This window comes from Pseudomonas sp. LB3P25 (assembly GCF_054897985.1).
The window spans coordinates 1,322,792-1,345,473 of the sequence record NZ_CM142711.1 but is presented as its reverse complement, the minus strand read 5'-3'; the positions used below and the strand labels follow the sequence as shown (position 1 = coordinate 1,345,473).

The 22,682-nt window shown below is 58.0% G+C and carries 20 protein-coding genes; 5 read left to right on the top strand and 15 right to left on the bottom strand.

Going from position 1 to position 22,682, the window contains the following annotated elements; translation table 11 throughout:
- Positions 1–43: 43 nt before the first annotated feature.
- From ACYZTW_RS05840 to ACYZTW_RS05830, 3 genes are read right to left on the bottom strand one after another with little or no spacing between them, the layout of a single operon-like run.
- Positions 44–538 (bottom strand): RidA family protein, encoded by a 495-nt coding sequence (locus ACYZTW_RS05840; RefSeq protein ID WP_462004108.1) that lies wholly within the window; start codon positions 536–538, stop codon positions 44–46.
- A gap of 49 nt (positions 539–587) precedes the next feature.
- A complete protein-coding gene (locus tag ACYZTW_RS05835) occupies positions 588–1,868 on the bottom strand; it encodes a biotin carboxylase (RefSeq protein WP_462004107.1) in 1,281 nt (426 codons plus the stop codon).
- A gap of 42 nt (positions 1,869–1,910) precedes the next feature.
- Positions 1,911–3,011, bottom strand: a complete 1,101-nt coding sequence (locus tag ACYZTW_RS05830; RefSeq protein WP_462004106.1) for a hypothetical protein — start codon at positions 3,009–3,011, stop codon at positions 1,911–1,913.
- 149 nt (positions 3,012–3,160) lie between these two features.
- On the opposite strand from ACYZTW_RS05830, the gene ACYZTW_RS05825 reads away from it, so the two are divergent.
- Complete coding sequence (locus ACYZTW_RS05825; RefSeq protein WP_462004105.1) at positions 3,161–4,570, top strand: aminotransferase-like domain-containing protein; 1,410 nt, start codon at positions 3,161–3,163, stop codon at positions 4,568–4,570.
- Between the two features lie 349 nt (positions 4,571–4,919).
- On the opposite strand, the gene cyoE is transcribed toward ACYZTW_RS05825, so the two are convergent.
- From cyoE to ACYZTW_RS05765, 12 genes are all read right to left on the bottom strand, one after another.
- On the bottom strand, positions 4,920–5,807 hold the full coding sequence (gene cyoE / locus ACYZTW_RS05820; protein ID WP_462004104.1) for a heme o synthase: 888 nt from the start codon (positions 5,805–5,807) through the stop codon (positions 4,920–4,922).
- Between the two features lie 11 nt (positions 5,808–5,818).
- Entirely contained in the window at positions 5,819–6,154 is a 336-nt protein-coding gene (gene cyoD / locus ACYZTW_RS05815) for a cytochrome o ubiquinol oxidase subunit IV (protein ID WP_462004103.1), read from the bottom strand.
- Positions 6,155–6,781 (bottom strand): cytochrome o ubiquinol oxidase subunit III, encoded by a 627-nt coding sequence (locus tag ACYZTW_RS05810; RefSeq protein WP_462004102.1) that lies wholly within the window; start codon positions 6,779–6,781, stop codon positions 6,155–6,157.
- A 3-nt stretch (positions 6,782–6,784) separates the two neighbouring features.
- A complete protein-coding gene (cyoB, locus tag ACYZTW_RS05805) occupies positions 6,785–8,815 on the bottom strand; it encodes a cytochrome o ubiquinol oxidase subunit I (protein ID WP_462004101.1) in 2,031 nt (676 codons plus the stop codon).
- Between the two features lie 3 nt (positions 8,816–8,818).
- Positions 8,819–9,763, bottom strand: a complete 945-nt coding sequence (gene cyoA, locus ACYZTW_RS05800) for a ubiquinol oxidase subunit II (protein ID WP_462004100.1) — start codon at positions 9,761–9,763, stop codon at positions 8,819–8,821.
- A gap of 817 nt (positions 9,764–10,580) precedes the next feature.
- Positions 10,581–11,090, bottom strand: a complete 510-nt coding sequence (locus ACYZTW_RS05795; RefSeq protein WP_462004099.1) for a disulfide bond formation protein B — start codon at positions 11,088–11,090, stop codon at positions 10,581–10,583.
- A 189-nt stretch (positions 11,091–11,279) separates the two neighbouring features.
- Complete coding sequence (locus tag ACYZTW_RS05790; RefSeq protein ID WP_462004098.1) at positions 11,280–12,056, bottom strand: ABC transporter substrate-binding protein; 777 nt, start codon at positions 12,054–12,056, stop codon at positions 11,280–11,282.
- Positions 12,057–12,374: 318 nt separating this feature from the next.
- Positions 12,375–12,827: a molybdopterin synthase catalytic subunit MoaE gene (gene moaE, locus ACYZTW_RS05785; protein ID WP_282479891.1), complete on the bottom strand. Its 453-nt coding sequence runs from the start codon at positions 12,825–12,827 to the stop codon at positions 12,375–12,377.
- Positions 12,828–12,830: 3 nt separating this feature from the next.
- Positions 12,831–13,073 (bottom strand): molybdopterin converting factor subunit 1, encoded by a 243-nt coding sequence (moaD, locus tag ACYZTW_RS05780; protein ID WP_415766581.1) that lies wholly within the window; start codon positions 13,071–13,073, stop codon positions 12,831–12,833.
- Positions 13,070–13,543, bottom strand: coding sequence for a cyclic pyranopterin monophosphate synthase MoaC (moaC, locus tag ACYZTW_RS05775; protein ID WP_033061025.1), 474 nt, complete (start codon positions 13,541–13,543; stop codon positions 13,070–13,072). Before moaC ends, moaD begins: the two co-directional genes overlap by 4 nt.
- Before the next feature lie 235 nt (positions 13,544–13,778).
- Positions 13,779–15,173, bottom strand: a complete 1,395-nt coding sequence (locus ACYZTW_RS05770; protein WP_462004097.1) for a PhoH family protein — start codon at positions 15,171–15,173, stop codon at positions 13,779–13,781.
- Positions 15,174–15,524: 351 nt separating this feature from the next.
- Complete coding sequence (locus tag ACYZTW_RS05765; RefSeq protein ID WP_462004096.1) at positions 15,525–16,649, bottom strand: polysaccharide deacetylase family protein; 1,125 nt, start codon at positions 16,647–16,649, stop codon at positions 15,525–15,527.
- Between the two features lie 232 nt (positions 16,650–16,881).
- Between ACYZTW_RS05765 and yaaA the strand changes: the two genes are divergently transcribed.
- The 4 genes from yaaA (at position 16,882) to ACYZTW_RS05745 (ending at position 22,682) form a co-directional block, all read left to right on the top strand.
- Positions 16,882–17,661: a peroxide stress protein YaaA gene (gene yaaA, locus ACYZTW_RS05760; RefSeq protein WP_462004095.1), complete on the top strand. Its 780-nt coding sequence runs from the start codon at positions 16,882–16,884 to the stop codon at positions 17,659–17,661.
- A gap of 807 nt (positions 17,662–18,468) precedes the next feature.
- The gene (locus ACYZTW_RS05755) at positions 18,469–19,785 is read left to right on the top strand and encodes a nucleotide sugar dehydrogenase (protein ID WP_462004094.1); all 1,317 of its coding nucleotides are present in this window, start codon (positions 18,469–18,471) and stop codon (positions 19,783–19,785) included.
- A 210-nt stretch (positions 19,786–19,995) separates the two neighbouring features.
- Entirely contained in the window at positions 19,996–21,477 is a 1,482-nt protein-coding gene (alg8, locus tag ACYZTW_RS05750; RefSeq protein WP_462004093.1) for a mannuronan synthase, read from the top strand.
- A gap of 35 nt (positions 21,478–21,512) precedes the next feature.
- Entirely contained in the window at positions 21,513–22,682 is a 1,170-nt protein-coding gene (locus ACYZTW_RS05745; RefSeq protein WP_462004092.1) for an alginate biosynthesis protein Alg44, read from the top strand.

Sequence of the window (22,682 nt, the reverse complement as noted above, 5' to 3'; positions counted from 1 at the left end):
CTTAGATGAACAATTCAGCACTGTAAAGCCGAACAACTAATACTTATAAAAGTGAGGGCCGCAGCGCGACAATCATATCCACTTCTATCGCAGCGTTTTTCGGCAACTGATAAACACCCACGGTCGTTCGAGTATGTTTACCGGCGTCCCCCAACACATGACTGAATACATCCGATGCGCCGTTGGCCACTTCGCTGAGGTCAACAAAATCTGCCGTGGATTTCACATAGACCGTTATCCGTATCAGCGACTTTATTTTATCCAGCGAACCAATGGCATCGACGATCAGCGCCAGCCCGCGCATCGCGCTGATACTGGCTGCCGTTTGAGCATCCGCCATGTTCAATTCCAGGCCGACTCTTCCGGGGTACTGAATTTTGCCGTTCATGCGCGGCACCAGACCACTGACGTACAGTTCGTCGTGATGCCGAATCAGCGGGGCATAATGCCCGCCGGCGGTGTTCTCGCCGTAGATGTCATAGCCGAGCTCTTTTGCCAGGTCGATGAAACGCTCATCACAGCTTTTTTGCTCAATCATTTACCAAACCCTCTGAATCAATAATGCAAAAAACGCAGGTCCCACCGGCTCAGCCAAAAGCCCTCGTCGCCGGTGCCAGGCAGGTGACCTCGACGCGTGACTCGATCGCTTCTGCCAGCCGCAACAGGTTGTCGCTGAGTTGCCCGTAGTCCTTGCTGAACAACACGATGTGGCCGATGAATGAGGTGTTGTCTTTCACCAATGCCGTGACCGAATCACCGACGCGCTTGGCATACAGCGCTTCCACCAGTTCGATGTTCAGTTTCCGGGCCAGCGACTCGATGTCTGGCGTGGCGCGCAAAAGACCGTCGGCCGGTGCTCTGAGCAGTCGGATGCCGCAATAACCCCGGGCGACGGGATCCTGGTGTTCGGTCTTGCGTTCCACCGCCCATCTGACCCAGCGTTCCCACGGATCGAAATCCACGAACGCCAGACGGGCCAGGTCCCAGATGTGCATGCCGCCGGGGCGCATGTTGGTTTCCACCGCCGACGTCAGGCCGTCGCTGCGCAGGAACACTTCGTTGTGATAAGCGCCATTATCCAGCGAAACCAACCCGGACATGTGCCGACCCGCAGCCGCCAATCGAACCTGCACGTCGGCCGCCAACGGCGCGGGCACCACCTGCTGAATTTCCGCGCGATAGGCACCTTCAGTGGTGGTTTTCTCGGTGACCCAAGTGCTGCCAGCCACGTAATCCCAGCTGTATTCCCGGGCGTTCTGGATCAGCTCTTCGAGGACGATGCCGCCTTCGCGATACGGCTTGAGTGCGTGCCAGGCCTCGTCGCATTCGGACGGATGATGGATGACCCGACAACCTCTGCTCGCGCCTTCGCAGGCCGGTTTGATGAATGCTTTGCCGCCCAGTTCGACGACCTTCTGACGCAATTCGGGCAGGCTCTCGATGCGTGCGGAAAACACCGGGCGGTAATCCTGCGGTGACGTGTCGGCAGCCGCTTCCAGCTTGCGAAAAATCTGTTTATCCAGCCCCGCCCGCGCCTCACCCGGAGTGATGCCGGGCAGGCCGAAATGGGTGGCCAGCGCGGCGCCGAGCAGCACACCACGATCAGAAAAAGGCAGAACCCCGATCAGCTTCCATCGATCGGCATTCAGGCAGCCCACCACCAGTTCGAGGGAGGCCGCCACCTCTTCCGCCGCCAGTGAAGTGCTGCAGACGTGATCGGCCACTTGCTCGTCATCGGGCTGAATCTCATCGACCAGCAGGATGAGCCGGGCGTTATAGAGCGTCTTGCAGAGCAAGCGCAGTTTCTGGATGTCGTGAACCCGATTGCCGTTGTACCCGACCACGACTACGCATGATGTCGTATTCATGAAGCCTCCGACCTGTGAAGTGAATAGCGCAACCGCGATGAGTCAGTCGTGCAACGACGCATTGGATTTACGGTTGAGGTAGTACCAGGCCAGGATCCCGCCCGCGCCAATAGCAGCCAGCACCAGCGCGTTGTACGGCGCCGGTACGACCCGCATGATCAGCACCGTCAGCCCGGCGCCAACGCCGAGGGACACTTCCTTGACGAACATGTTGTTTTGTTTGACGGAGAAGTAATCGAGGTAACTGAACGCACATTCGGCGAGGGACAGCAGCGCCACCCAGATCAGCGCGCCGGCGAGGGTTTCGACGTGGAAAGCGGCAGGAGACGAAAGCACCGCAAAGCCGCCAACAATGATCCCGATCACGGCCACCACCTTAAAGCGCCCGGTGCGCTCGATCAGTTTCATCACCGGCACCTGAGCGAACACCACCACCGCGCTGTTGAGGATCAGCATCAGGCCATACCAGGCCGGTAATTCACCGGTTTCAAGCAGGATGGCTTGTGGCAGGATCGAGAACACGCCAAACAGTTTGATCCCCATGATGATGCCGGCGATCACCCACGGCAGTTTGTTGCGCCAGCCGCTGCCATCCTGGCTCGCCGGGCGGGCAACCACTGCATCAGTGGTGAAGGTGGCGCCCATGGCGATGGGCAGGCACAGCAGGACGAAACTCGCCGCGCCGAGGAAGAACATCGTTGGGGTCAGCAGCGGCGACAGCAGGATCAGGCCCGCCAGCAGGCTACCCATGTTCATCGCCACCCGGTTGTACGCCGCGCCCTCTTTGGTCTGGGCTGCTTCGCTCTTGATCAGGTACCCGGCAATCGCGATTCCGTAGGCAAACAATGCCGCAGCAAACATCACCATGCCCTGGTTGCTGGTGACCGCGAGCAATACCAGCCCGAGGGCTGCACACAGCAGCGTGACGCTCAGGGAGCGGCGGCCCAGCACCAGCAAAGTCAGCGGCAAAAGCAACAACAAGGCACGATAACCGAGGGCGAGAATACTGTTGGTAGCGGTGTCGAGCCAGACGTTGGCCTTGCCCAGCACGGCGAACAGCGACACGGCGGTGATGATCCGGATTGTGAACAGGCGGATGTTGATCACCGGTTTGGCGATGGCGACCGTTGTTTGAACACTCATGCAACACCTCTGAACCGAGCGATTGCGGGGGCCACAGGACGCCGACAATCAGAAAAGTCTTTAAGGCGATGGTAGAGAGAGACACGTGTTCTGATCAGAGCAAGTTCGTATAGAATCAAACGAACTTTACTGCCGGAGAGACCAGTAAAATGCAGGTTCAACGTGCAGTGATTGCCGCTATCGAATTCCAGCCCGGCGTGCCGCTGGTCCAGCAGATCGTCGATCAGCTGTCGCTGGCGATCGCCCAGGGCGGGTTGCCTCACGGGGCCAAGCTGCCGCCGATTCGCGAACTCTCCGACTTGATGAACGTGGGCAAATCCACGGTAGTCGATGCGCTGGACCGCTTGCGGGCCAAGGGCCTGGTGGTTTCACGCCAGGGTTCCGGGCATTACGTGCACCGCACCAGCACCACGCTGCACACCGGCACCGGCCCGGATCTGCAACCTCAAGACACCCTCAGCGTGGTCCGCCGCGCATTGCTGCTGGACAACGGCGCCCTGCGCCCCGGCTGCGGATTCCTGCCGACCTCGTGGCTGCCTGCCGACGAATTGCTCAAAGCCGTGCGCGGCACCTTGCGCGCCACCAGCCTGCGCATGGGCGAATATGGCGTTGCCGGCGGTTACCTGCCGCTGCGCCAGGCGTTGCGGGTCAAGCTGTCGACCTTCGGCATCGAAGTCCCGGTGGATCAGATCATCACCACCGCCAACACCATGCAGGCCATCGACCTGCTGATGCGCCTGCTGATCAAACCCGGCGACACGGTGCTGCTCGACGACCCTTGCTACTTCAACATGCACACCAACCTCGCGCTGCATGGCGCCAAGGTCATCACCATCGCCCGGGATTGCGACGGCATGGACCTTGAAGCCTTCGAACAATTGGTGATCGCCCACAAACCGGTGCTCTACATGACCAATAGCACCCTGCATAACCCCACCGGGCACTCGTTCACCCCGGCGCAGGTGTACCGCTTGCTGGAACTGAGCCATCGCCACAACTTCCACATTCTGGAAGACGATTTGTACGCCGACATTCAGCAACGCCGCACGCCAAGACTGGCCGCGAGCGGGCTGGACAATGTCAGCTATATCTCCGGCTTCTCCAAAACCCTAACCGCCAACAGCCGCGTCAGCTATGCCGTGCTATCGCCACAACTGGCGGCGCGCCTGGTCGCGCTGAAAATGGCCTGCGGCGGCGTGACCTCGGAACTGGCCGAACATATCACCTGCACCATGCTCAGTGACGGCAGCTACGCCAAACACGCGCGGCGTACGGTGGATAGGCTGTACGAGTCCAACAGCAGGGTGGCGGGTTGGCTGGAAGAGGCCGGGTGCTCGGCGTCGTCGCTGCCGGGGGAAGGCTTGTTCATCTGGACGCGATTGCCCGAAGGACTGCATGCCGAAACGCTGGCAAGGAAAGGCCTGGAAAACGACCTCGTGCTGGCGCCCGGCACCCTGCTCAGCAAAGCGCCGGACGCTAGCCACTTCCTGCGTTTCAACGTGGCGCACAGCGATAACACCCAGGTGCGGGAACGGTTTTTCCGGTTGCTTGACAGCTGAGCACCTCCTCAAACAGGCCTGCACCCTATCCCCTGTAGCAGCTGCCGAAGGCTGCGTTCGGCTGCGCAGCAGTCGCCAATCCGGGCGATACGGTTTAACTGAAAGACCGCAGTGTCTGGTTTTACGACTGCTGCGCAGCCGAACGCAGCCTTCGGCAGCTGCTACAGGGGTGTGATTTCCTGTTACACCGCGGTGCGGTCTTCGCGAGCAAGCCCGCTCCCACATTAGCTGCCGATTTAGTGTGGGAGCGAGCCTGCTCGCGAATGGGACGACCCGGTTCCCCAGAATCACCCAATAAAAAACCCCGCGCTTCTCTCGAAGGCGGGGCTTTTTGTGCAGCCTCTGAATCTTAAGGCGCGTAAGTCAGCAACAGCTCACTCGGCACCTTGAAATCCAGGGACATCATCACGCTCAACGCGGTAATGGTGAAGATCGAGAACACGAACAGCTTGCGTGCCCAGACCGTGTCATCCACTGCCTTGTAACCGGTCCAGGCCATGTACAACCAGTACATGCCCATAGCCGCGGCGACGGCGAGGTAGCTCATGCCGGCGTAGCCGCTGAAGGTCAGCATCAAGGTCGCTACGAGGAACGCCAAGATGTAGATCAGGATGTGCTTCTTGGCCACTTCGATCCCACGCTTCACGGGCAACACCGGAATCGATGCGGCCAGGTAATCGTTGAAGCGGAAGATCGCGATGGCGTAGGAATGCGGCATCTGCCACAGGCTGAACATCACCAGCAATGTCAGTGCGGCCATGTCGAAGCTGTTCGTCACCGCCACGTAGCCAATCACCGGCGGCATGGCGCCCGACAGACTGCCCACCAGCGTACCGTGAACCGACTTGCGTTTGAGGTACAGGCTGTAGAAGCCGACGTAGATGACAAAGCCGATCACCGCGAACAACGCGGCCAACGGGTTGGCCACTTTGTACAACAGTGCAACGCCGAAAACACCCAGGACGGTCGCAAAAGCCAGGGCCAGTTTCAGGGAGATCAAGCCCTGGACCAGCGCCCGGTTCTTGGTGCGTTCCATCTTCAGGTCGATGTCGCGGTCGATGCAGTTGTTGAACACGCAACCGGAAGCCACCACCAGCGACGTGCCGATCATGGCGGCCAGGAAAATGGCCAGATCGACATGCCCTTTCGAGGCCAGGAAAAATCCGCCCGCCACAGAAAGCACGTTACCGAAAATGATCCCCGGTTTGGTGATTTGGATAAAGTGCTTAAAGGACATCCGGACTTTCCTCAGTGCGCCATCATGTTGGTGTGGATGCTGAACATGATCCACAGCGACAGGCCTACCAACAGGACAATGACCAGTGCAGCGAAGACAAACGCGATCACGTTGTTACGCTGGGCAGCGGAGCGGTCCAGGTGGAGGAAGTACACCAGGTGCACGAGCACCTGGATCACTGCGAAGGCCAGTACGATCCACAGGGTCAACGCTTTCGGCAGCGACGGGTACATCACCAGGCCGAAAGGAATGACCGTCAGGATCACCGACAGAATGAAACCGATAGCGTAAGACTTGACGCTGCCGTGGCTGGCGTCGTGGCTGTCGTGGGAATGAGCGTTAGCCATTTACATAGTCCCCATCAGATAAACAACGGTGAATACGCAGATCCACACAACGTCCAGGAAGTGCCAGAACAGGCTCAGACAGCTCAGACGGGTCTTGTTGGTCGCCGTCAGGCCGTTTTTCTGCACCTGGTACATCATGATCGCCATCCAGATCAGACCGCTGGTCACGTGCAGACCGTGGGTGCCGACCAGGGTGAAGAACCCGGACAGGAAGCCGCTGCGGCTAGGACCGAAGCCTTCGGAGATCAGCTTGTGGAACTCGTTGATCTCCATGCCGATGAAGCCGGCACCAAACAGGAAGGTCATGGCCAGCCAGCCCAGCACCTGAGTCTTCTTGCCCTTGAACAACGCCAGCATGGCGAAGCCGTAGGTGATCGAACTGAACAGCAGCAGAGCGGTTTCGCCCAGTACGTATGGCAGCTCGAAGATGTCGTGGCCCGACGGGCCACCCGCTACGTTGTTAACCAGTACCGCGTACGCCGCGAAGATCGACGCAAACAGAATGCAGTCGGTCATCAGGTAGAGCCAGAAACCGAATACGGTCATCTCGCCCGAGTCGTGGTGATGGTCATCGTGCCCATGTCCATCGACATGGGTGTGTCCAGCATTGGTCACTAAGTTCGACATGGTTTAAGCCTGTTCCAACGAGGTTTCAACACGGGTGGCGGTGGCTGGAACTTTCCCGGCCGCTACCAGACGCTTGTGCTGCTCGGCTTCGATGCGCTCGATTGTCTCGACCGGCACCATGTAGCCTTGGTCATCACGTGCAGCGTGGATCACGAAGTAGCCCACGGTGCCGACCAGGCCAACGATGGCCAGCCACCAGATGTGCCAGATCATCGCGAAACCGAACACGGTCAACAGGGCGCCCATGACCACACCGGTCGCGGTGTTGTTTGGCATGTGGATCGGCTCGTAACGGGCCGGAGCCTGGTACGCGGTACCGTTTTCCTTGGCTTCGGTGAACGGGTCGATGGTTTGCGCTTTTGGCAGCACGGCAAAGTTGTAGAACGGTGGTGGCGACGAGGTCGACCATTCCAGGGTGTGCGCATTCCACGGGTCGCCGTGTTCGCACATGTTTTCCGGCTTGTTGCGATCACGCACGCTGACATACAGCTGGATCAGCTGGCAGGCGATACCGACCGCGATCATCACCGCACCGAACATGGCGACGTACAGGTACGGCACCCACTCAGGGTTGGTGGTGGCGTTCAGACGACGGGTCATGCCCATGAAGCCCAGTACATAGAGCGGCATGAACGCGACGAAGAAGCCGGTGATCCAGAACCAGAACGCTGCCTTGCCCCAACCTTCGTGCAGCTTGAAGCCGAACGCTTTAGGGAAGTAGAAGCCGAAGCCTGCGATGTAGCCGAATACCGCGCCGCCGATGATCACGTTGTGGAAGTGAGCAATCACGAACAGGCTGTTGTGCAGGACGAAGTCAGCACCCGGGATGGCCAGCAGCACGCCGGTCATACCACCGATGGCGAAGGTCACCATGAAGCCCAGGGTCCAGAGAACCTGGCTGGTGAAACGCAGACGGCCCTGGTAAATGGTGAACAGCCAGTTGAACAGCTTCACCCCCGTCGGGATCGAAATCAGCATCGTCGCCAGACCGAAGAAGGCGTTGACGCTGGCACCCGAACCCATGGTGAAGAAGTGGTGCAGCCAGACCATGAAGCCCAGGATCGAGATCGCGCCGCTGGCGTAGACCATCGAGTGGTGGCCGAACAGACGCTTGCCGGTGAAGGTCGAGATGACTTCGGAGAAGATCCCGAACGCCGGCAGAATCAGGATGTAAACCTCGGGGTGACCCCAGGCCCAGAACAGGTTGACGTACATCATCGGATTGCCACCAAGTTCATTGGTGAAAATGTGGAAATCCATGTAACGGTCAAGCGTCAGCAACGCCAGGGTAGCGGTCAGGATCGGGAAGGAAGCGACGATCAGAACGTTGGCCCAGGTGCAGGTCCAGGTGAAGATCGGCATGTCCATCAGCTTCATGCCCGGGGTACGCATTTTCAGCACGGTGGCCAGGAAGTTGACCCCGGTCAGCGTCGTACCTAACCCGGATAGCTGTAGCGCCCAGATGTAGTAGTCCATCCCCACGCCAGGGCTGTATTGCAGACCCGACAGCGGTGGATAGGCAACCCAGCCGGTCTTGGCGAATTCGCCAACGCCCAGGGACAGGTTGATCAGCACCACGCCCGACACCAGCAGCCAGAAGCTCAGGGAGTTCAGGAACGGGAAGGCAACGTCACGCGCGCCGATCTGCAGCGGCACTGCAAGGTTCATCAGGCCGGTGAAGAATGGCATCGCCATGAATATGATCATGATCACACCGTGAGCGGTGAAGATCTGGTCATAGTGTTCAGGCGGCAGGTAGCCAGGCGAACCCTCGGTGGCCATGGCCAACTGGGTACGCATCATGATGGCGTCGGCAAAACCGCGCAGCAGCATGACCATGGCAACGATGATGTACATCACGCCAATTTTCTTGTGGTCGACCGAGGTCAGCCACTCGGACCACAGGTAGGTCCACTTCTTGAAATAGGTGATTGCAGCGAACAGCGCCAGACCACCGAGCGCGATCATGGCGATGGTTATCATCACGATCGGTTCGTGGAACGGGACCGCTTCCCAACTTAATTTACCAAACATCGTTTACTCCTCTGCCCCGGCAGCTGAATGCGAACTCATGTCCATCCCTTCCATGGCGGCCATTTCGTGCTCTTTCTTCTCGTGGTGCATCGGCTTGCCCGGATTCATGCCTTCGTACTTGTCGAGGATGGTCTGGAACAGGTTCGGCGTGAACGAGGAGTAGAGCTCTACTGGATTGTTCTGGCTTGGCTTGGAAAGGGCTTCGTATTCAGCTTTTTCAAGCTGTTTAGGTGCCTTTTTGACTTCGCTTACCCAGGCGTCGAAATCTTCCTGAGAGGTGGCGATAGCTTTGAACTTCATACCGGTGAAACCAGCGCCGCTGTAGTTGGCGGAGATACCGTCCATTTCAGCGTTCTGGTTGGCGATCAGGTGCAGCTTGGTCTGCATGCCGGCCATCGCGTAGATCTGGCCGCCCAGGGCCGGGATGAAGAACGAGTTCATCACGGAGTCCGAAGTCACCTTGAAGTTGATCGGCGTGTGCGCCGGGAACACGATCTTGTTGACGGTGGCGATGCCTTGCTCCGGATAGATGAACATCCACTTCCAGTCCAGCGCGACTACTTCAATGGTGATCGGCTTGACGTCGGATTCCAGCGGACGATACGGGTCCAGGGCGTGGGTCGACTTGTAGGTGACATAACCCAGGGCAATGATGATGAGCACCGGTACAGCCCACACCGCGATTTCGATCTTGGTGGAGTGCGACCACTTCGGCGTGTAGACGGCGTTGGTGTTGGAAGCGCGGTATTTCCAGGCGAACAGGAAGGTCATGACGATGACCGGAACCACGACCAACAGCATCAGCAGCGTTGCGGTGATGATCAGGTTTCGCTCGTCCAGGCCGACCTGGCCCTTGGGATCGAGCAAGGTCATGTTGCAGCCTGACAGCAACAACGTGCCGATCAGCGGCAATAAGCCTAGTAGTCTGGGGTACCTGTTTTTACTCATCTCACGACCTCTAAAGCAGCTTGCGCAATGCAGTTGGGTTTTGATCGCCAACACTTCACCCTGCCAAGGGTTGGCATTTTTCTTGGATTGAATAAGTGGCTGCCCGTCGCGCGTCAGACGCTGTTCGACAAATCCTGGGCCAGCGTTGAGTTCTTATTCGAATTCGTGGTCAAAGGCCTTGTTACAGACCAATTCCATTTGGTGCGGATAATGGGAAGGCACCGACACCTGGGAGTCGCATGAAGCCAACCGGCCTCTCGACGCCCTATTCCTGCTCAGGGATGAGCAGTGCCGGGAATTCAGTGCGGGCGATTGTAGATATGTAACGTTTTATAAACCATGTCTCATCCCGAAATAATTTTTATCCATTCCAGCAACAATCATTAACGGTATTTGCAAAAGTGCGCCATGGTATCGAAATTCATTCTCAACAAAAACACCAAAAATTGTAGGTCTACCTCAGGTAGTTCAGACAGTATCGAAGGCTCTGCGCCCTCCTTCGACCCTGCCCAAGCCCCCATGTGACAAGGGCTCAGGCAATTCACCAAGGCCTGTTAAAACTGCCTGTTACGGTTTTTTTGGACTGAAGCTGCCAGGCGCTGAAAAAGACCAATTTTGTTGCGTGACACGGTACCAATTCGGCGCCTTGAAATGCCTTGCGGCACCCCTGCTGTGACAACATGTCGCACACGTGCCGCACCCAGACTTGTCGCGCATCAAGGTCATTTTACCTGCGCCCTGAAATGCAAAACGCCCCGGCCCTCTCAACGAGGGCCGGGGCGTTTTTGGGTGTGACGCAATGATGCGACGGATGACTTCAGCGCAGCGCTTTGCGGTTACGCGACGTGAGCAGCGGCACCAGCACCACGACCAGCACAAAGGCCAGCAGGGCCCATTGAGCAAGCGACAGACCGAGGATCGGCGGGTACGGCGTGGAGCAGAAGCCGTCGACCTGGAAGCCCAGCGGGAAGATCTTCGCCAGTGGCAAACCGTCGACAATCGGTTGCAGCACATCGATGCCGCAGCTGACCGCCGGGTAGAACTGGGTATAGACGTGATGCCCGGCCACCCCGACGCCTGCAAGGGCGCAGATCACCACCAGGGTTTCAAACAACGTGATGCTGCGGCGGGTGCGCATGGCCGCGCCGATGAACGCGAAGAGCGCGATCAGCAGCAACGCATAACGTTGCAGGATGCACAGCGGGCATGGCGCCTCGCCCAGAACAATTTGCATGTACAGCGCGCCACCGATCAGCGCCAGGCAGATGATGCCCAGCAACACCAGATAGCGCCGTTCACGGCCCAACCGCATCGTTTCCTCGCTCATTGCGTTTCCCTTCTAAATATCGATTGCCCAGAAGTCTACACGCTGGCCCTGACCTTTGAGAGTCCGGCGCGCACAGCGGGGTATCGGGGAATAAACGACAAGCCGGTTAAGAAGGGATTAACTTCTAGCGTTTTTCAGGAATCGGAACCGCGCAGAGGCTTTCACGAGAAAGCCCCTGCAAGCGATTGATCAGTCGCCGTAGATATCAGACTTGAAGTACTTCTCTGAAATCTTCTGGTATTCGCCACTGGAGCGAATGCCGTCGATGGCAGTGTTCAGCTCGGAGACCAACTCCGTGTTGCCCTTGCGCACCGCAATCCCGGCGCCCTCGCCCACGTATTTCGGATCTTTGAGCTCCGGCCCGACAAAGGCATAACCCTTGCCACGAGGCATCGTCAGGAAGTCATTCAGCGGAATGGTGTCGGCAAAAATGGCATCGAGACGACCGGCCGCCAGATCCATGTAGATCTCTTCGTTGTTGCCGTAACGCTTGACGTTGATACCCTTCGGTTCAAAAACCTCGGTGGCGAAACGGTCGGTGGTGGTTGCGCGCTGCACGCCGACGGTCTTGCCCTTGAGGCTGGCGTACTGGTCATCCACGACCGCGCCATCCTTCATCACCAGACGCGATGAGGTGAAGTAGTACTTGTGGGTGAAATCCACCGACTTCTTGCGGTCTTCGTTGATGGTCATGGACGACAGCGCCATGTCGATTTTCTTCACTTTAAGGGAAGGAATCAGACCGTCGAACTCACCTTCGACCCATACGCACTTGACCTTCATCTGCGCGCAGAGGGCATTGCCGATGTCGTAGTCGAACCCGACAATCTCACCTTTATCGGTTTTGGACGCGAACGGTGGATAAGCCGCTTCGATGCCGATGCGCAGGGTTTTATCGGCGGCGAACAGGCTGCTGCACGCCAACAGGCTCAGAGCCAGACCGGTGATGAGGGGGAATTTCTTCATGTTCGTTCTCTCGCGGGTTGTTGTTGGTTTGGCAAGACAGAAGAAAGAGCAGAAACAGGGAAGCACTTTTTTGTACTTATAAATCCATACTGGACTTTTATGTATTGGTCGTCAATCGGGGCGGGCAGGGTTTCGGCGGCCGATGGTCGGGAGGGAATCAGAGGGGGAAGCGGGTGTTGCAGATGGCCTCTTCGCGAGCAGGCTCGCTCCCACAGGGAATCTATGTCGTACACAGCATTTGTGTACATGGAGATCAAATGTGGGAGCGAGCCTGCTCGCGAAGGCGCCAGAACAGCCAACAATGGAATTACAGGCTACCTACTGCTTCCAGCGATCCGCTGCCGCATGATCACTGTCACGCCCTTCAACCCAACGCGCCCCATCACGGGTGTTTTCTTTCTTCCAGAACGGTGCGCGGGTTTTCAGGTAGTCCATGACAAAGGCGCAGGCATCGAACGCGGCCTGGCGATGGGCGCTGGCAGCGCCGACGAAGACAATCGGCTCACCCGGTTCCAGGGCCCCAATGCGATGCAGCACTTCAAGTTTGAGCAGCGGCCAGCGCTGCTCGGCCTCTGTGGCGATCTTGGCGAGGGCTTTTTCGGTCATGCCCGGGTAGTGTTCAAGGAACATCCCGGCGACGTCGAGTCCGTCATTGAAGTCGCGAACATAGCCGACAAAACTCACCACCGCACCGACGCCCACATTGGCGGCGTGCATGGCGTTGACTTCAGCACCCGGATCGAACGCCGTGGATTGCACGCGAATCGCCATGGCTCAGCCTCCGGTCACGGTCGGGAAAAAGGCCACTTCATCGCCATCGCTCACCGGCTCATCGAGCTGGCACAGGTCTTCATTGCGGGCGCACATCAGGTTCTGTTCGCTCAGCACATCGGCACCGTCACGCTGGGCCAGCAGCGCGCGCACATCGTCGACGGTGGCGAAATCACCTTCAACCTTCACCGAGTCCACGCCTATCGCTTCACGGTAACGGGCAAAAAACTTCACGGTGAGGTTCATGGCTGGTCCGCCTGGAAATGGCCGCTCTTGCCGCCGAGCTTCTCCAGCAGCCGCACGCTTTCAATAGTCATGCCGCGATCCACGGCTTTGCACATGTCGTAGATAGTCAGCGCCGCAACGCTGGCGGCGGTCAGGGCTTCCATCTCTACGCCGGTCTGCCCGGACAACTTGCAGCGCGCCACGATGCGCACGGTGTCGTCGCCTTCGGCACTGAGTTCGACCTTGACGCCGGTGAGCAGCAGCGGATGGCAGAGAGGGATCAGATCGCTGGTTTTCTTCGCAGCCTGAATGCCGGCGATACGCGCCACGGCGAACACATCACCCTTGGGGTGACCGCCACTGACGATCATCTGCAGGGTTTCGGGCAGCATGCGCACCAGCGCTTGGGCCGTTGCTTCACGGAACGTCACGGCTTTTTCAGTGACGTCGACCATATTGGCGCGACCTTGGGAATCGAGATGGGTCAGCACAGAGATACTCCTGATCAGGAGCCCCGATTGTAAACCTGTGGGTCAAAATTCCGCACGTTTGATTATGCGTTCACCACAAACCAATGTGGGAGCGAGCCTGCTCGCGAAAGCGGTGCATCAGTCATCATTGATATTGGCTGACACAACGCCTTCGCGAGCAGGCTCGCTCCCACAGGGGCCAGGTGCTGGGCACAAAAAAACCGGGCGGCGTTGGGTCGCCCGGTTTCGGTGGAGGTTACAAATGCGATTCGGCGTATTCGGCCAGAATCGAACGTGGCACCCCTTGCAGGGTGATGTGCACACCGTTGGGGAAATCCTTGAAGCGCTCTGTCAGGTACGTCAGCCCGGAACTGGTCGCGGACAGGTAAGGGGTGTCGATCTGTGCCAGGTTGCCCAGGCACACCACTTTCGAACCGGCGCCAGCACGGGTGATGATGGTTTTCATCTGGTGCGGCGTGAGGTTCTGGCATTCATCGATCAGGATCAGACTCTGCTGGAAGCTGCGGCCCCTGATGTAGTTGAGGGATTTGAACTGCAACGGCACTTTGCTGAGGATGTAATCGACGCTGCCATGGGTGTTTTCGTCATCCATGTGCAAGGCTTCGAGGTTGTCGGTGATGGCGCCCAGCCAAGGCTCCATTTTTTCCGCTTCGGTGCCGGGAAGGAAACCGATCTCCTGGTCCAGGCCCTGCACGCTACGGGTCGCGATGATCCGGCGATAGCGTTTGCTGACCATGGTCTGCTCGATCGCCGCCGCCAGTGCCAGGATGGTTTTACCGGAACCTGCTGCTCCGGTCAGGTTGACCAGGTGGATATCCGGATCGAGCAAGGCGTACAGCGCCAGGCTTTGATAGATGTCCCGTGGTTTCAGGCCCCAGGCCTCCTGGTGCAACAGGGGCTCCTGATGCAGGTCGAGAATCAGCAGCTTGTCTTCCTCGATCTCCTTGATCCAGCCGACAAAGCCCTGTTCGTCGATGATGAACTCGTTGATGTGCACCGCCGGTAGGTTGTCGATCAGTTGCACCTGATGCCAGGTGCGGCCATGGTCCTGACGGGTGTCGACATTCCTCACACGGTCCCAGAAGGAGCCGGTCATGTTGTGATAACCGTTGGGCAGCAGCGACACGTCGTCAACCAGTTGGTCGGTGCTGTAGTCCTCGGCCGCGATCCCACAAGCCCGGGCCTTGAGGCGCATGTTGATGTCTTTGGTGACCAGCACCACGGGCAGCTCTGGTTCGCGCGCGTGCAGGTCGATCAACTGGTTGATGATGATGTTGTCGTTCAGGTGCTCGGGCAGAATGATGTTCGGTTCTGCACGCTTGCTCATCAGAATTGACAGCAAACCCTTGGGCCCACTCTTGCCGCGCTGGATCGGTACGCCGAGCTCGACGTCTTCAGGACTGGCATCGCCCAGGGTCTTGTCGATCAGGCGAATCGCCTGACGGCATTCCGCAGCCACGCTGTGATGCCCGCTCTTGAGCTTGTCGAGCTCTTCAAGCACGGTCATCGGGATCGCGACGTGGTGTTCTTCGAAGTTAAGCAGGGCGTTTGGATCGTGAATCAATACGTTGGTATCGAGTACATAAAGGATTGGCTGGTTGGAGGAAGAACTACGTCCGTGATCATCCATACTCGGTCACCTTTGTGGGAGCCAGTCGACGCAATACCGTGACAGTGCTGCGCCTCGAAGTGGCCACCGAATTCACCCCGCACTACCTACAAAAAGCGAAATGCAAGTGAACTGCACACAATGGGGGTCTTGGAAGACGCCACCTGTCTGCAGGTTTCGGCGGTCTGTCTTCGTAATACTCCAAAACCTGTGACAGAAAAAAGTACTTTGACGTTTTTTTGAAGTTTATTTTTCAGAGTGACCAATAGCACTAGGCGGATTGCCATCACCCCGTTAAAGTCGGAAGTCCGCCTGCACCGAATCCTCGCCTAAAATCACCCCTCGCCCAATGTTTACGGCCTTTCGCCGTTTTCAGCGAAACGCGTCCTGACAGTCCTCCCAACCGATTCCGCTTTGCGCCGTTTGCGTGATGAGCCAGGGCATCGCCGTTTTCAGCGCATCCTGCTTCACGTTGAAGGTGATCACCCCGTGTCGCCACAACAGCATCAGGCTCAACACCCGTTGCGCGCTCTGATTGGCTTTTAGCTTGCCCGCACCGTCCTGGGCATCGATATCCCACAGCGCCACTTGCAAACCCTGGGAATTGAAGAAACCTTCGGCGTCAGAACGACGCTGACCCTCTGGCGGCCGAAACAACGGCACGTAGTTCTCGGGCAGTTTGTTTTTGACCAGTTCGGCGCTGTGTCGCACCGAATCCTGCCAGTCCTGCCAGTGGCTGTGGGAGCGAAATTCCCAACCTTGCACGCCAATGCACTGCTTTGAGTACGTCGCTTGCAGGCTGGCCACCGAGCGATCGGCCAGACGGGCCTGAATGTCCTTGCCGAGGACGAAGAATGTGCCGCTCATGTTCGACTTGCGCAGGTATTCCGTGGCCCACGCGGTGTTATCCGGCGCGGCATTGGCGGCGCTGTCGAAGGTCAGCAGAAACAGCCGGTCATGCATCTCATCGCCGTTGCGCTCATAGTCGCCAAAACGATCAACTTCACTGCTGGTTTGCGGAAACAGCGCCGCCTTGCGCAATTGCTCGTCCAGGTACTGGGCGTGGAACAGCCGGCTCGGCTCCGCCCACTTTATGTAGTAGCTCTCATCGCTGACCTGAAACTTGGCGGCTTGCTGGCGCAGGGTGTCCATGTCCTCCACCAGAAAACAGAAGGAGGCATCCTGATCGCAGCTCTGCTGGGCGAAGTTGTAGTTGGCCAGCAGACGCTGCCACATGCGCTGACGCAGGTTGTTGATCGATTCCAGATTGACCGTGCGCAACCCCAGGCGCTGGGCCAGGCTCACTTCGTCCAGGGATTCGCTGGCCAACAGGACGCGAGCGAACATGAGGATCTCGGCCCGTGACGCCACATCAAACAGGGTCGGGCTGTTGAGCTGTTCGGGCCAGGTGCTGCGATCAAGCGTCGCCACATCGCCCGGCGCCGCCATGGCGCCGAAACTCAAGAGCCAGGCCGTGATTAGAAAAACGATACGCAATGGGATGTCTCCATAACAAAACCCGCGCGGCACTATATCGCGGGAAGATCAAAAGATCGCAGCCTCGCTTCGCTCGACAGCTCCTACAGATGTACGCGCACTGTAGGAGCTGTCGAGCGAAGCGAGGCTGCGATCTTGTTCCATGACGCCACCGATCACCTATGACGCTCATAGCTGGAGTCAACACAGACAACCCCCTAGAATCGCCCCCACGATTAAAGGAGACGACTTCATGCTGATGGTGATTTCCCCCGCCAAGACCCTCGATTACGAAACACCGCCGGCGACCCAGCGCTTCACCCAGCCACAATACCTCGACCATTCCCAGGAGCTGATCCTGCAATTACGCGAGCTGAGCCCCGCGCAGATCAGCGAGTTGATGCACGTATCCGACAAGATCGGCGGGCTCAACGCCGCACGTTTCGGCAGCTGGACGCCCGCGTTCACCCTGAAAAACGCCAAGCAAGCACTGCTGGCATTCAAGGGCGACGTCTACACCGGGTTGAATGCTCAAACCTTCAGCGAAGCCGATTTCGATTACGCCCAACAGCACTTGTGCATGTTGTCCGGCCTGTACGGCCTGCTGCGCCCGCTGGACCTGATGCAGCCGTATCGACTGGAGATGGGCACCAAACTGGCGAATGCCCGTGGCAAGGACTTGTATGCCTTCTGGGGCACACGGATCAGCGAATGGCTGAACGAAGCCCTGGCCGATCAAGGCGATGACGTGCTGCTGAACCTGGCCTCCAATGAGTACTTCTCGGCGGTCAAACGCAACGCCTTGAACGCGCGCATCATCAATACCGAGTTCAAGGACCTGAAGAACGGCCAGTACAAGATCATCAGCTTCTACGCGAAAAAGGCCCGCGGCATGATGAGTCGCTTCGTCATTGAAGAACGCATCAACGACCCGGCAGCCCTCAAGCAGTTCGACGTACAAGGCTATCGCTACAGCGCCGAGCAGTCTAAACCGGACAATCTGGTGTTCCTGCGCGATCACGCCCCCGAGTAAACACCCGGGTTGGCGCACGCCTCATTAAGGGGGCATGCGCCACGTCCAATCGTCCAACAATTCCCCGCCTCATTCGCCATTTTACTGGCGTCAAAAATCAATCACTCGACTTTCTAACTTTAGTTTCACTCGACTTTGCTGATTTTTTTCAGTAGTGGCACTGAATTTTTTTATCGGTAGTGGCATATAACTATCTAATCCGATAATAACCCTATGTATCAAGGGCGAAACAGGCGTTGCTATCAATATGAAAGCAGTGCCATCTTTTCCAATATTTCAAGAAATTTCAGAATTCGCGATGGGCGGACAGGAACTATGTCCAAATGCGTCGCTCATACCACCGGTAACCATTCTCTTTGAGCTTGTACGAGATAACTTACGCAGAGAAGAGATTCACGTAGCAAAGTTGTCATATTAACTTCTGCTGACTGATCCCTGATTTGGGCAACACATGAAGGACAGGAGATAAGCATCATAAATATCACCTACAAGGCCAAGGCTGCGCCCCTATAAACGTGCTCACCTGAGCACCCAACCGCTTGATTTACGGGCTTCTGGCCTGGCATTGAGCGCGCAAGACCTTTGCACGAATGTCTTCTGATTAGAAGATCAGCTGCATAACAGGGCACCCATAACAATAAAAGCCTAGTTGCGCACATTTTGAGTGCACTTATTTAGACACTCGGAACTTACATGCCTGCACGCGGCATTGTGGCGCCTTTAAGGCGCACTTCCGAGTGCATTACGACCGCTGAACACCATTAACTCCGGCCATGTAATGGCTTGATAAACACAGAGGTAATTGCGATGCGCATCAGCATATTTGGTTTGGGTTACGTCGGCGCAGTATGTGCCGGTTGCCTGTCTGCACGGGGCCATGACGTCGTTGGCGTCGATGTTGCCAAAGACAAAATCGATATGATCAACGCCGGTAAATCGCCGATCGTTGAACCGGGTCTGGGCGAGCTTCTGCAGAAGGGTATCGAGACGGGCAAATTGCGCGGCACGACCAACTTCGCCGAGGCGATTCGCGACACCGACCTGTCGATGATCTGCGTCGGCACGCCGAGCAAGAAGAACGGCGACCTGGAACTGAACTACATCGAAGCCGTGTGCCGCGAGATCGGTTTTGTCCTGCGTGACAAGACCACCCGTCACACCATCGTGGTTCGCAGCACCGTACTGCCAGGCACTGTGGCAAACGTAGTGATCCCGATCCTCGAAGACTGCTCCGGCAAGAAAGCCGGCGTCGACTTCGGCGTTGCAGTGAACCCTGAGTTCCTGCGTGAAAGCACCGCGATCGCCGACTACGACCTGCCGCCAATGACCGTTATCGGCGAGTTCGACAAGGCTTCCGGCGACGTTCTGCAATCGCTGTACGAAGAACTCGACGCTCCGATCATCCGCAAGGACATCGCAGTGGCCGAGATGATCAAGTACACCTGCAACGTGTGGCACGCCACCAAGGTGACCTTCGCCAACGAGATCGGCAACATCGCCAAGGCTGTCGGCGTCGATGGTCGCGAAGTGATGGAAGTGGTCTGCCAGGACAAGACGCTGAACCTGTCCCAGTACTACATGCGCCCTGGTTTCGCGTTCGGCGGTTCCTGCCTGCCGAAAGACGTTCGCGCCCTGACCTACCGCGCCGGTTCGCTGGACGTGGAAGCACCGCTGCTGAACTCGCTGATGCGCAGTAACGAGTCCCAGGTGCAGAACGCTTTCGACATCGTCACCAGCCACGGCAAACGCAAAGTCGCCCTGCTGGGTCTGAGCTTCAAGGCCGGTACTGACGACCTGCGCGAAAGCCCGCTGGTTGATCTGGCGGAAATGCTGATCGGCAAGGGTTACGAGCTGAGCATCTACGACACCAACGTTGAATACGCCCGTGTCCACGGTGCGAACAAGGATTACATCGAGTCGAAGATCCCTCACGTCTCGTCCTTGCTCAACGCTGATTTCGACGACGTGATCAACAACTCCGACGTGATCATCCTTGGTAACCGTGACGAGAAATTCCGCGCCCTGGCGCAGAACGCTCCACACGGCAAGCAAGTGATCGACCTGGTCGGTTTCATGTCCCAAGCCACCAGCGTGAGTGGCCGGACTGAAGGTATCTGCTGGTAATGCGGTCGTAGGAGCTGTCGAGTGAAACGAGGCTGCGATCTTTCCAGGTCCACTTGAGTTTCAAGCGAAAGATCAAAAGATCGCAGGCTTCGCCAGCTCCTACAGGATTTCTGGCGTCATCCAGAACGGATGTCGCCAGTTTTCGTAAGCCTGCCTTAACCCCATCGGGCCACCCCACAGGCTCGCCCGAGATAGAGACGGATGCAGATTATGCACAGGCTAAAGCACGGCCTACTTCAGGTCGCCGGTTGGCTGTTTTACCTAAGTTTATTGATGGGCATCGCCATGGCGTTGCCTGCGTCCACGTTCGACTCCGAGTCGAAGGACTTCATCTTCCTGATCGGTATCGTCGGTATCTGGCGCTACTCGATGGGTGCTACGCACTTTCTGCGCGGCATGCTGTTTCTGTACGTGGTCTACCCGCACCTGCGGCGCAAAGTGCGCAAGCTGGGTAAAGCGGCAGACCCGTCCCATGTGTTTCTGATGGTCACCAGTTTTCGTATCGACGCACTGACCACCGCCCAGGTCTACGCCTCGGTGATTCGCGAAGCGATCGACTGCGGCCTGCCGACCACCATGGTCTGCTCCATCGTGGAAATGTCCGATGAGAAGCTGGTGAAAAGCCTTTGGACCAAAATGAATCCGCCGGCTCGGGTCAAGCTCGACTTCGTGCGCATTCCCGGCACCGGCAAGCGCGATGGCCTGGCCTACGGTTTCCGCGCCATCTCCCGCCACCTGCCGGACGACCGCGCAGTGGTTGCAGTGATCGATGGCGACACCGTGCTCGCCGAAGGCGTCGTGCTCAAGACCGTCCCGTGGTTCCAGCTGTTCGGCAATGTCGGCGGCCTGACCACCAACGAGTTCTGCGAAGTGCGCGGCGGCTACATCATGAGCGAGTGGCACAAACTGCGCTTCGCCCAGCGCCACATCAACATGTGCTCGATGGCCCTGTCCAAGCGCGTGCTGACCATGACCGGGCGGATGTCGGTATTCCGCGCCACTGTGGTGACCAACCCGGACTTCATCGCCGACGTGGAAAGCGACTCGCTGCAACACTGGCGCCTGGGTCGCTTCAAGTTCCTCACCGGTGATGACAAGTCGAGCTGGTTCAGCTTGATGCGCCTGGGCTACGACACGTTTTATGTGCCAGACGCCGCCATTCACACCGTGGAACACCCGCCGGAAAAAAGCTTCATCAAGGCCAGTCGCAAATTGATGTTCCGCTGGTACGGCAACAACCTGCGGCAGAACTCCCGCGCCTTGGGCCTGGGGATGAAACGTCTCGGCCTGTTCACTTCGGTGGTGCTGTTCGACCAGCGTGTGTCGATGTGGACGTCGCTGCTGGGCCTGACCGTCGCGCTCATCGCCACCTTCAAATACGGCGCCGCGTTCATCCTGGTTTACCTGCTGTGGATTGGCATTACCCGCCTGATCCTGACCATCCTGCTGTCTTTGTCCGGTCACACGATCGGCCCGGCCTACCCGGCGATTCTCTATTACAACCAGATCGTCGGCGCGCTGGTGAAGATCTACGTGTTCTTCCGCCTCGACCGACAGTCCTGGAGTCGCCAGCCCACTTCCCTGACCCGTGATCTCGCCAGCTTTCAAGGTTGGTTCAACACTTGGTCGTCTCGGACCATGACCTTCTCCGCCGGCAGCATTTTTGTTGCTGTGCTGCTGATGATGGTCTGACCGAACTCGCCTGAATTAACTAGGAAATCGTCCATATGAATACCGCCGTCAACGCCAACGTAGTGCATGAATCAGAAGCCCAGCGCCAGCACGCCCGGGTAAAAATCCCGGCCAAGCTGCGTTTCTACGGTCCTGACCGGACCCCGGTAGAAGCTCGGGTCATCGACCTCTCCGCTGGCGGCCTGGCTTTCAACGCCGGTCAGCTGCCACTGAAGGTCGGCGACGTGTACAAGGCTCGCCTGCAGTTCGTCATCGATAACCTCGGCCTGGCCATGGACGTCGAGTTACTGGTCCGCTCCCACGACCGCGAAACCGGTCGTACCGGTTGCCAGTTCCAGAACCTCGAATCTCAGGACATTTCCACCCTGCGCCACCTGATCACTTCTCACCTGGCCGGCGACATCGTCACCATGGGTGAAGTGCTGGCCACCCTGCAACGCGACAACTTCACCAAGGCGCGCAAGGTCAAGGATGGCGGCCACGGCATGACCCCGTTCGGTCGTCTGCGTGCAGTGACCTTCAGCCTCGCGATTTTCCTCGTCGGCCTGACGGCATTCGGTTTCATCTTCAAGTCGGTGTACGGCATGTACTTCGTCAGCCACGCCCAGGCCGGTCTGGTCAGCGTAGCGGGCATGAACATCACCATGCCGCGCGATGGCACGGTGCAGAGCCTGATCAAAACCGACGGCGTTGCGGCCAAAGGCGCCCCGCTGGCGACGTTCAGCACCAGCATGCTCGATGTACTCAAGGGCCATCTGGACGAAGACCAACTGCAACCGGCCAAGGTTGAAGAACTGTTCGGCAAGCAAATGACCGGCACCCTGACGTCGCCGTGCGATTGCACCGTGGCGCAGCAAATGGTCGCCAACGGTCAGTACGCCAGCAAGGGCGACGTGATCTTCCAACTGGTGCCGCGTAACAGCGAAGCCAACGTTGAAGCGCGCTTCTCCTATCGCCAGTTCGGCGACGTGCTGCCAGGCAGCTCGGTCAGCTTCCAGATCGCCGGCGAAGACAAAACCCGCTCCGGCACGATCGTCAGCAGCACCAGCCTGAAAAGCACCGACCTGTCGTCCGACATCCGCGTGCAGATCAAGCCTGACGAGCCGCTGGACAGCAAATTCGCCGGTCGCCCGGTTGAAGTCAACGCCACTCGTGGTCCGAACCTGAACTGGCTGATCGACAAAGCCATGGCCGCCGGTCGTTAA

Coding starts and splice junctions, on each gene's coding strand:
- ACYZTW_RS05810 (WP_462004102.1), bottom strand. CDS start 6,781: ATGTCGAACTTAGTGACCAATGCTGGACACACCCATGTCGATGGACAT.
- ACYZTW_RS05795 (WP_462004099.1), bottom strand. CDS start 11,090: ATGAGCGAGGAAACGATGCGGTTGGGCCGTGAACGGCGCTATCTGGTG.
- cyoD (WP_462004103.1), bottom strand. CDS start 6,154: ATGGCTAACGCTCATTCCCACGACAGCCACGACGCCAGCCACGGCAGC.
- moaE (WP_282479891.1), bottom strand. CDS start 12,827: ATGGCGATTCGCGTGCAATCCACGGCGTTCGATCCGGGTGCTGAAGTC.
- ACYZTW_RS05755 (WP_462004094.1), top strand. CDS start 18,469: ATGCGCATCAGCATATTTGGTTTGGGTTACGTCGGCGCAGTATGTGCC.
- ACYZTW_RS05745 (WP_462004092.1), top strand. CDS start 21,513: ATGAATACCGCCGTCAACGCCAACGTAGTGCATGAATCAGAAGCCCAG.
- ACYZTW_RS05770 (WP_462004097.1), bottom strand. CDS start 15,173: ATGGATGATCACGGACGTAGTTCTTCCTCCAACCAGCCAATCCTTTAT.
- ACYZTW_RS05835 (WP_462004107.1), bottom strand. CDS start 1,868: ATGAATACGACATCATGCGTAGTCGTGGTCGGGTACAACGGCAATCGG.
- cyoB (WP_462004101.1), bottom strand. CDS start 8,815: ATGTTTGGTAAATTAAGTTGGGAAGCGGTCCCGTTCCACGAACCGATC.
- ACYZTW_RS05790 (WP_462004098.1), bottom strand. CDS start 12,056: ATGAAGAAATTCCCCCTCATCACCGGTCTGGCTCTGAGCCTGTTGGCG.
- cyoE (WP_462004104.1), bottom strand. CDS start 5,807: ATGTCCTTTAAGCACTTTATCCAAATCACCAAACCGGGGATCATTTTC.
- alg8 (WP_462004093.1), top strand. CDS start 19,996: ATGCACAGGCTAAAGCACGGCCTACTTCAGGTCGCCGGTTGGCTGTTT.
- ACYZTW_RS05825 (WP_462004105.1), top strand. CDS start 3,161: ATGCAGGTTCAACGTGCAGTGATTGCCGCTATCGAATTCCAGCCCGGC.
- cyoA (WP_462004100.1), bottom strand. CDS start 9,763: ATGAGTAAAAACAGGTACCCCAGACTACTAGGCTTATTGCCGCTGATC.
- yaaA (WP_462004095.1), top strand. CDS start 16,882: ATGCTGATGGTGATTTCCCCCGCCAAGACCCTCGATTACGAAACACCG.
- ACYZTW_RS05830 (WP_462004106.1), bottom strand. CDS start 3,011: ATGAGTGTTCAAACAACGGTCGCCATCGCCAAACCGGTGATCAACATC.
- moaD (WP_415766581.1), bottom strand. CDS start 13,073: ATGAACCTCACCGTGAAGTTTTTTGCCCGTTACCGTGAAGCGATAGGC.
- ACYZTW_RS05840 (WP_462004108.1), bottom strand. CDS start 538: ATGATTGAGCAAAAAAGCTGTGATGAGCGTTTCATCGACCTGGCAAAA.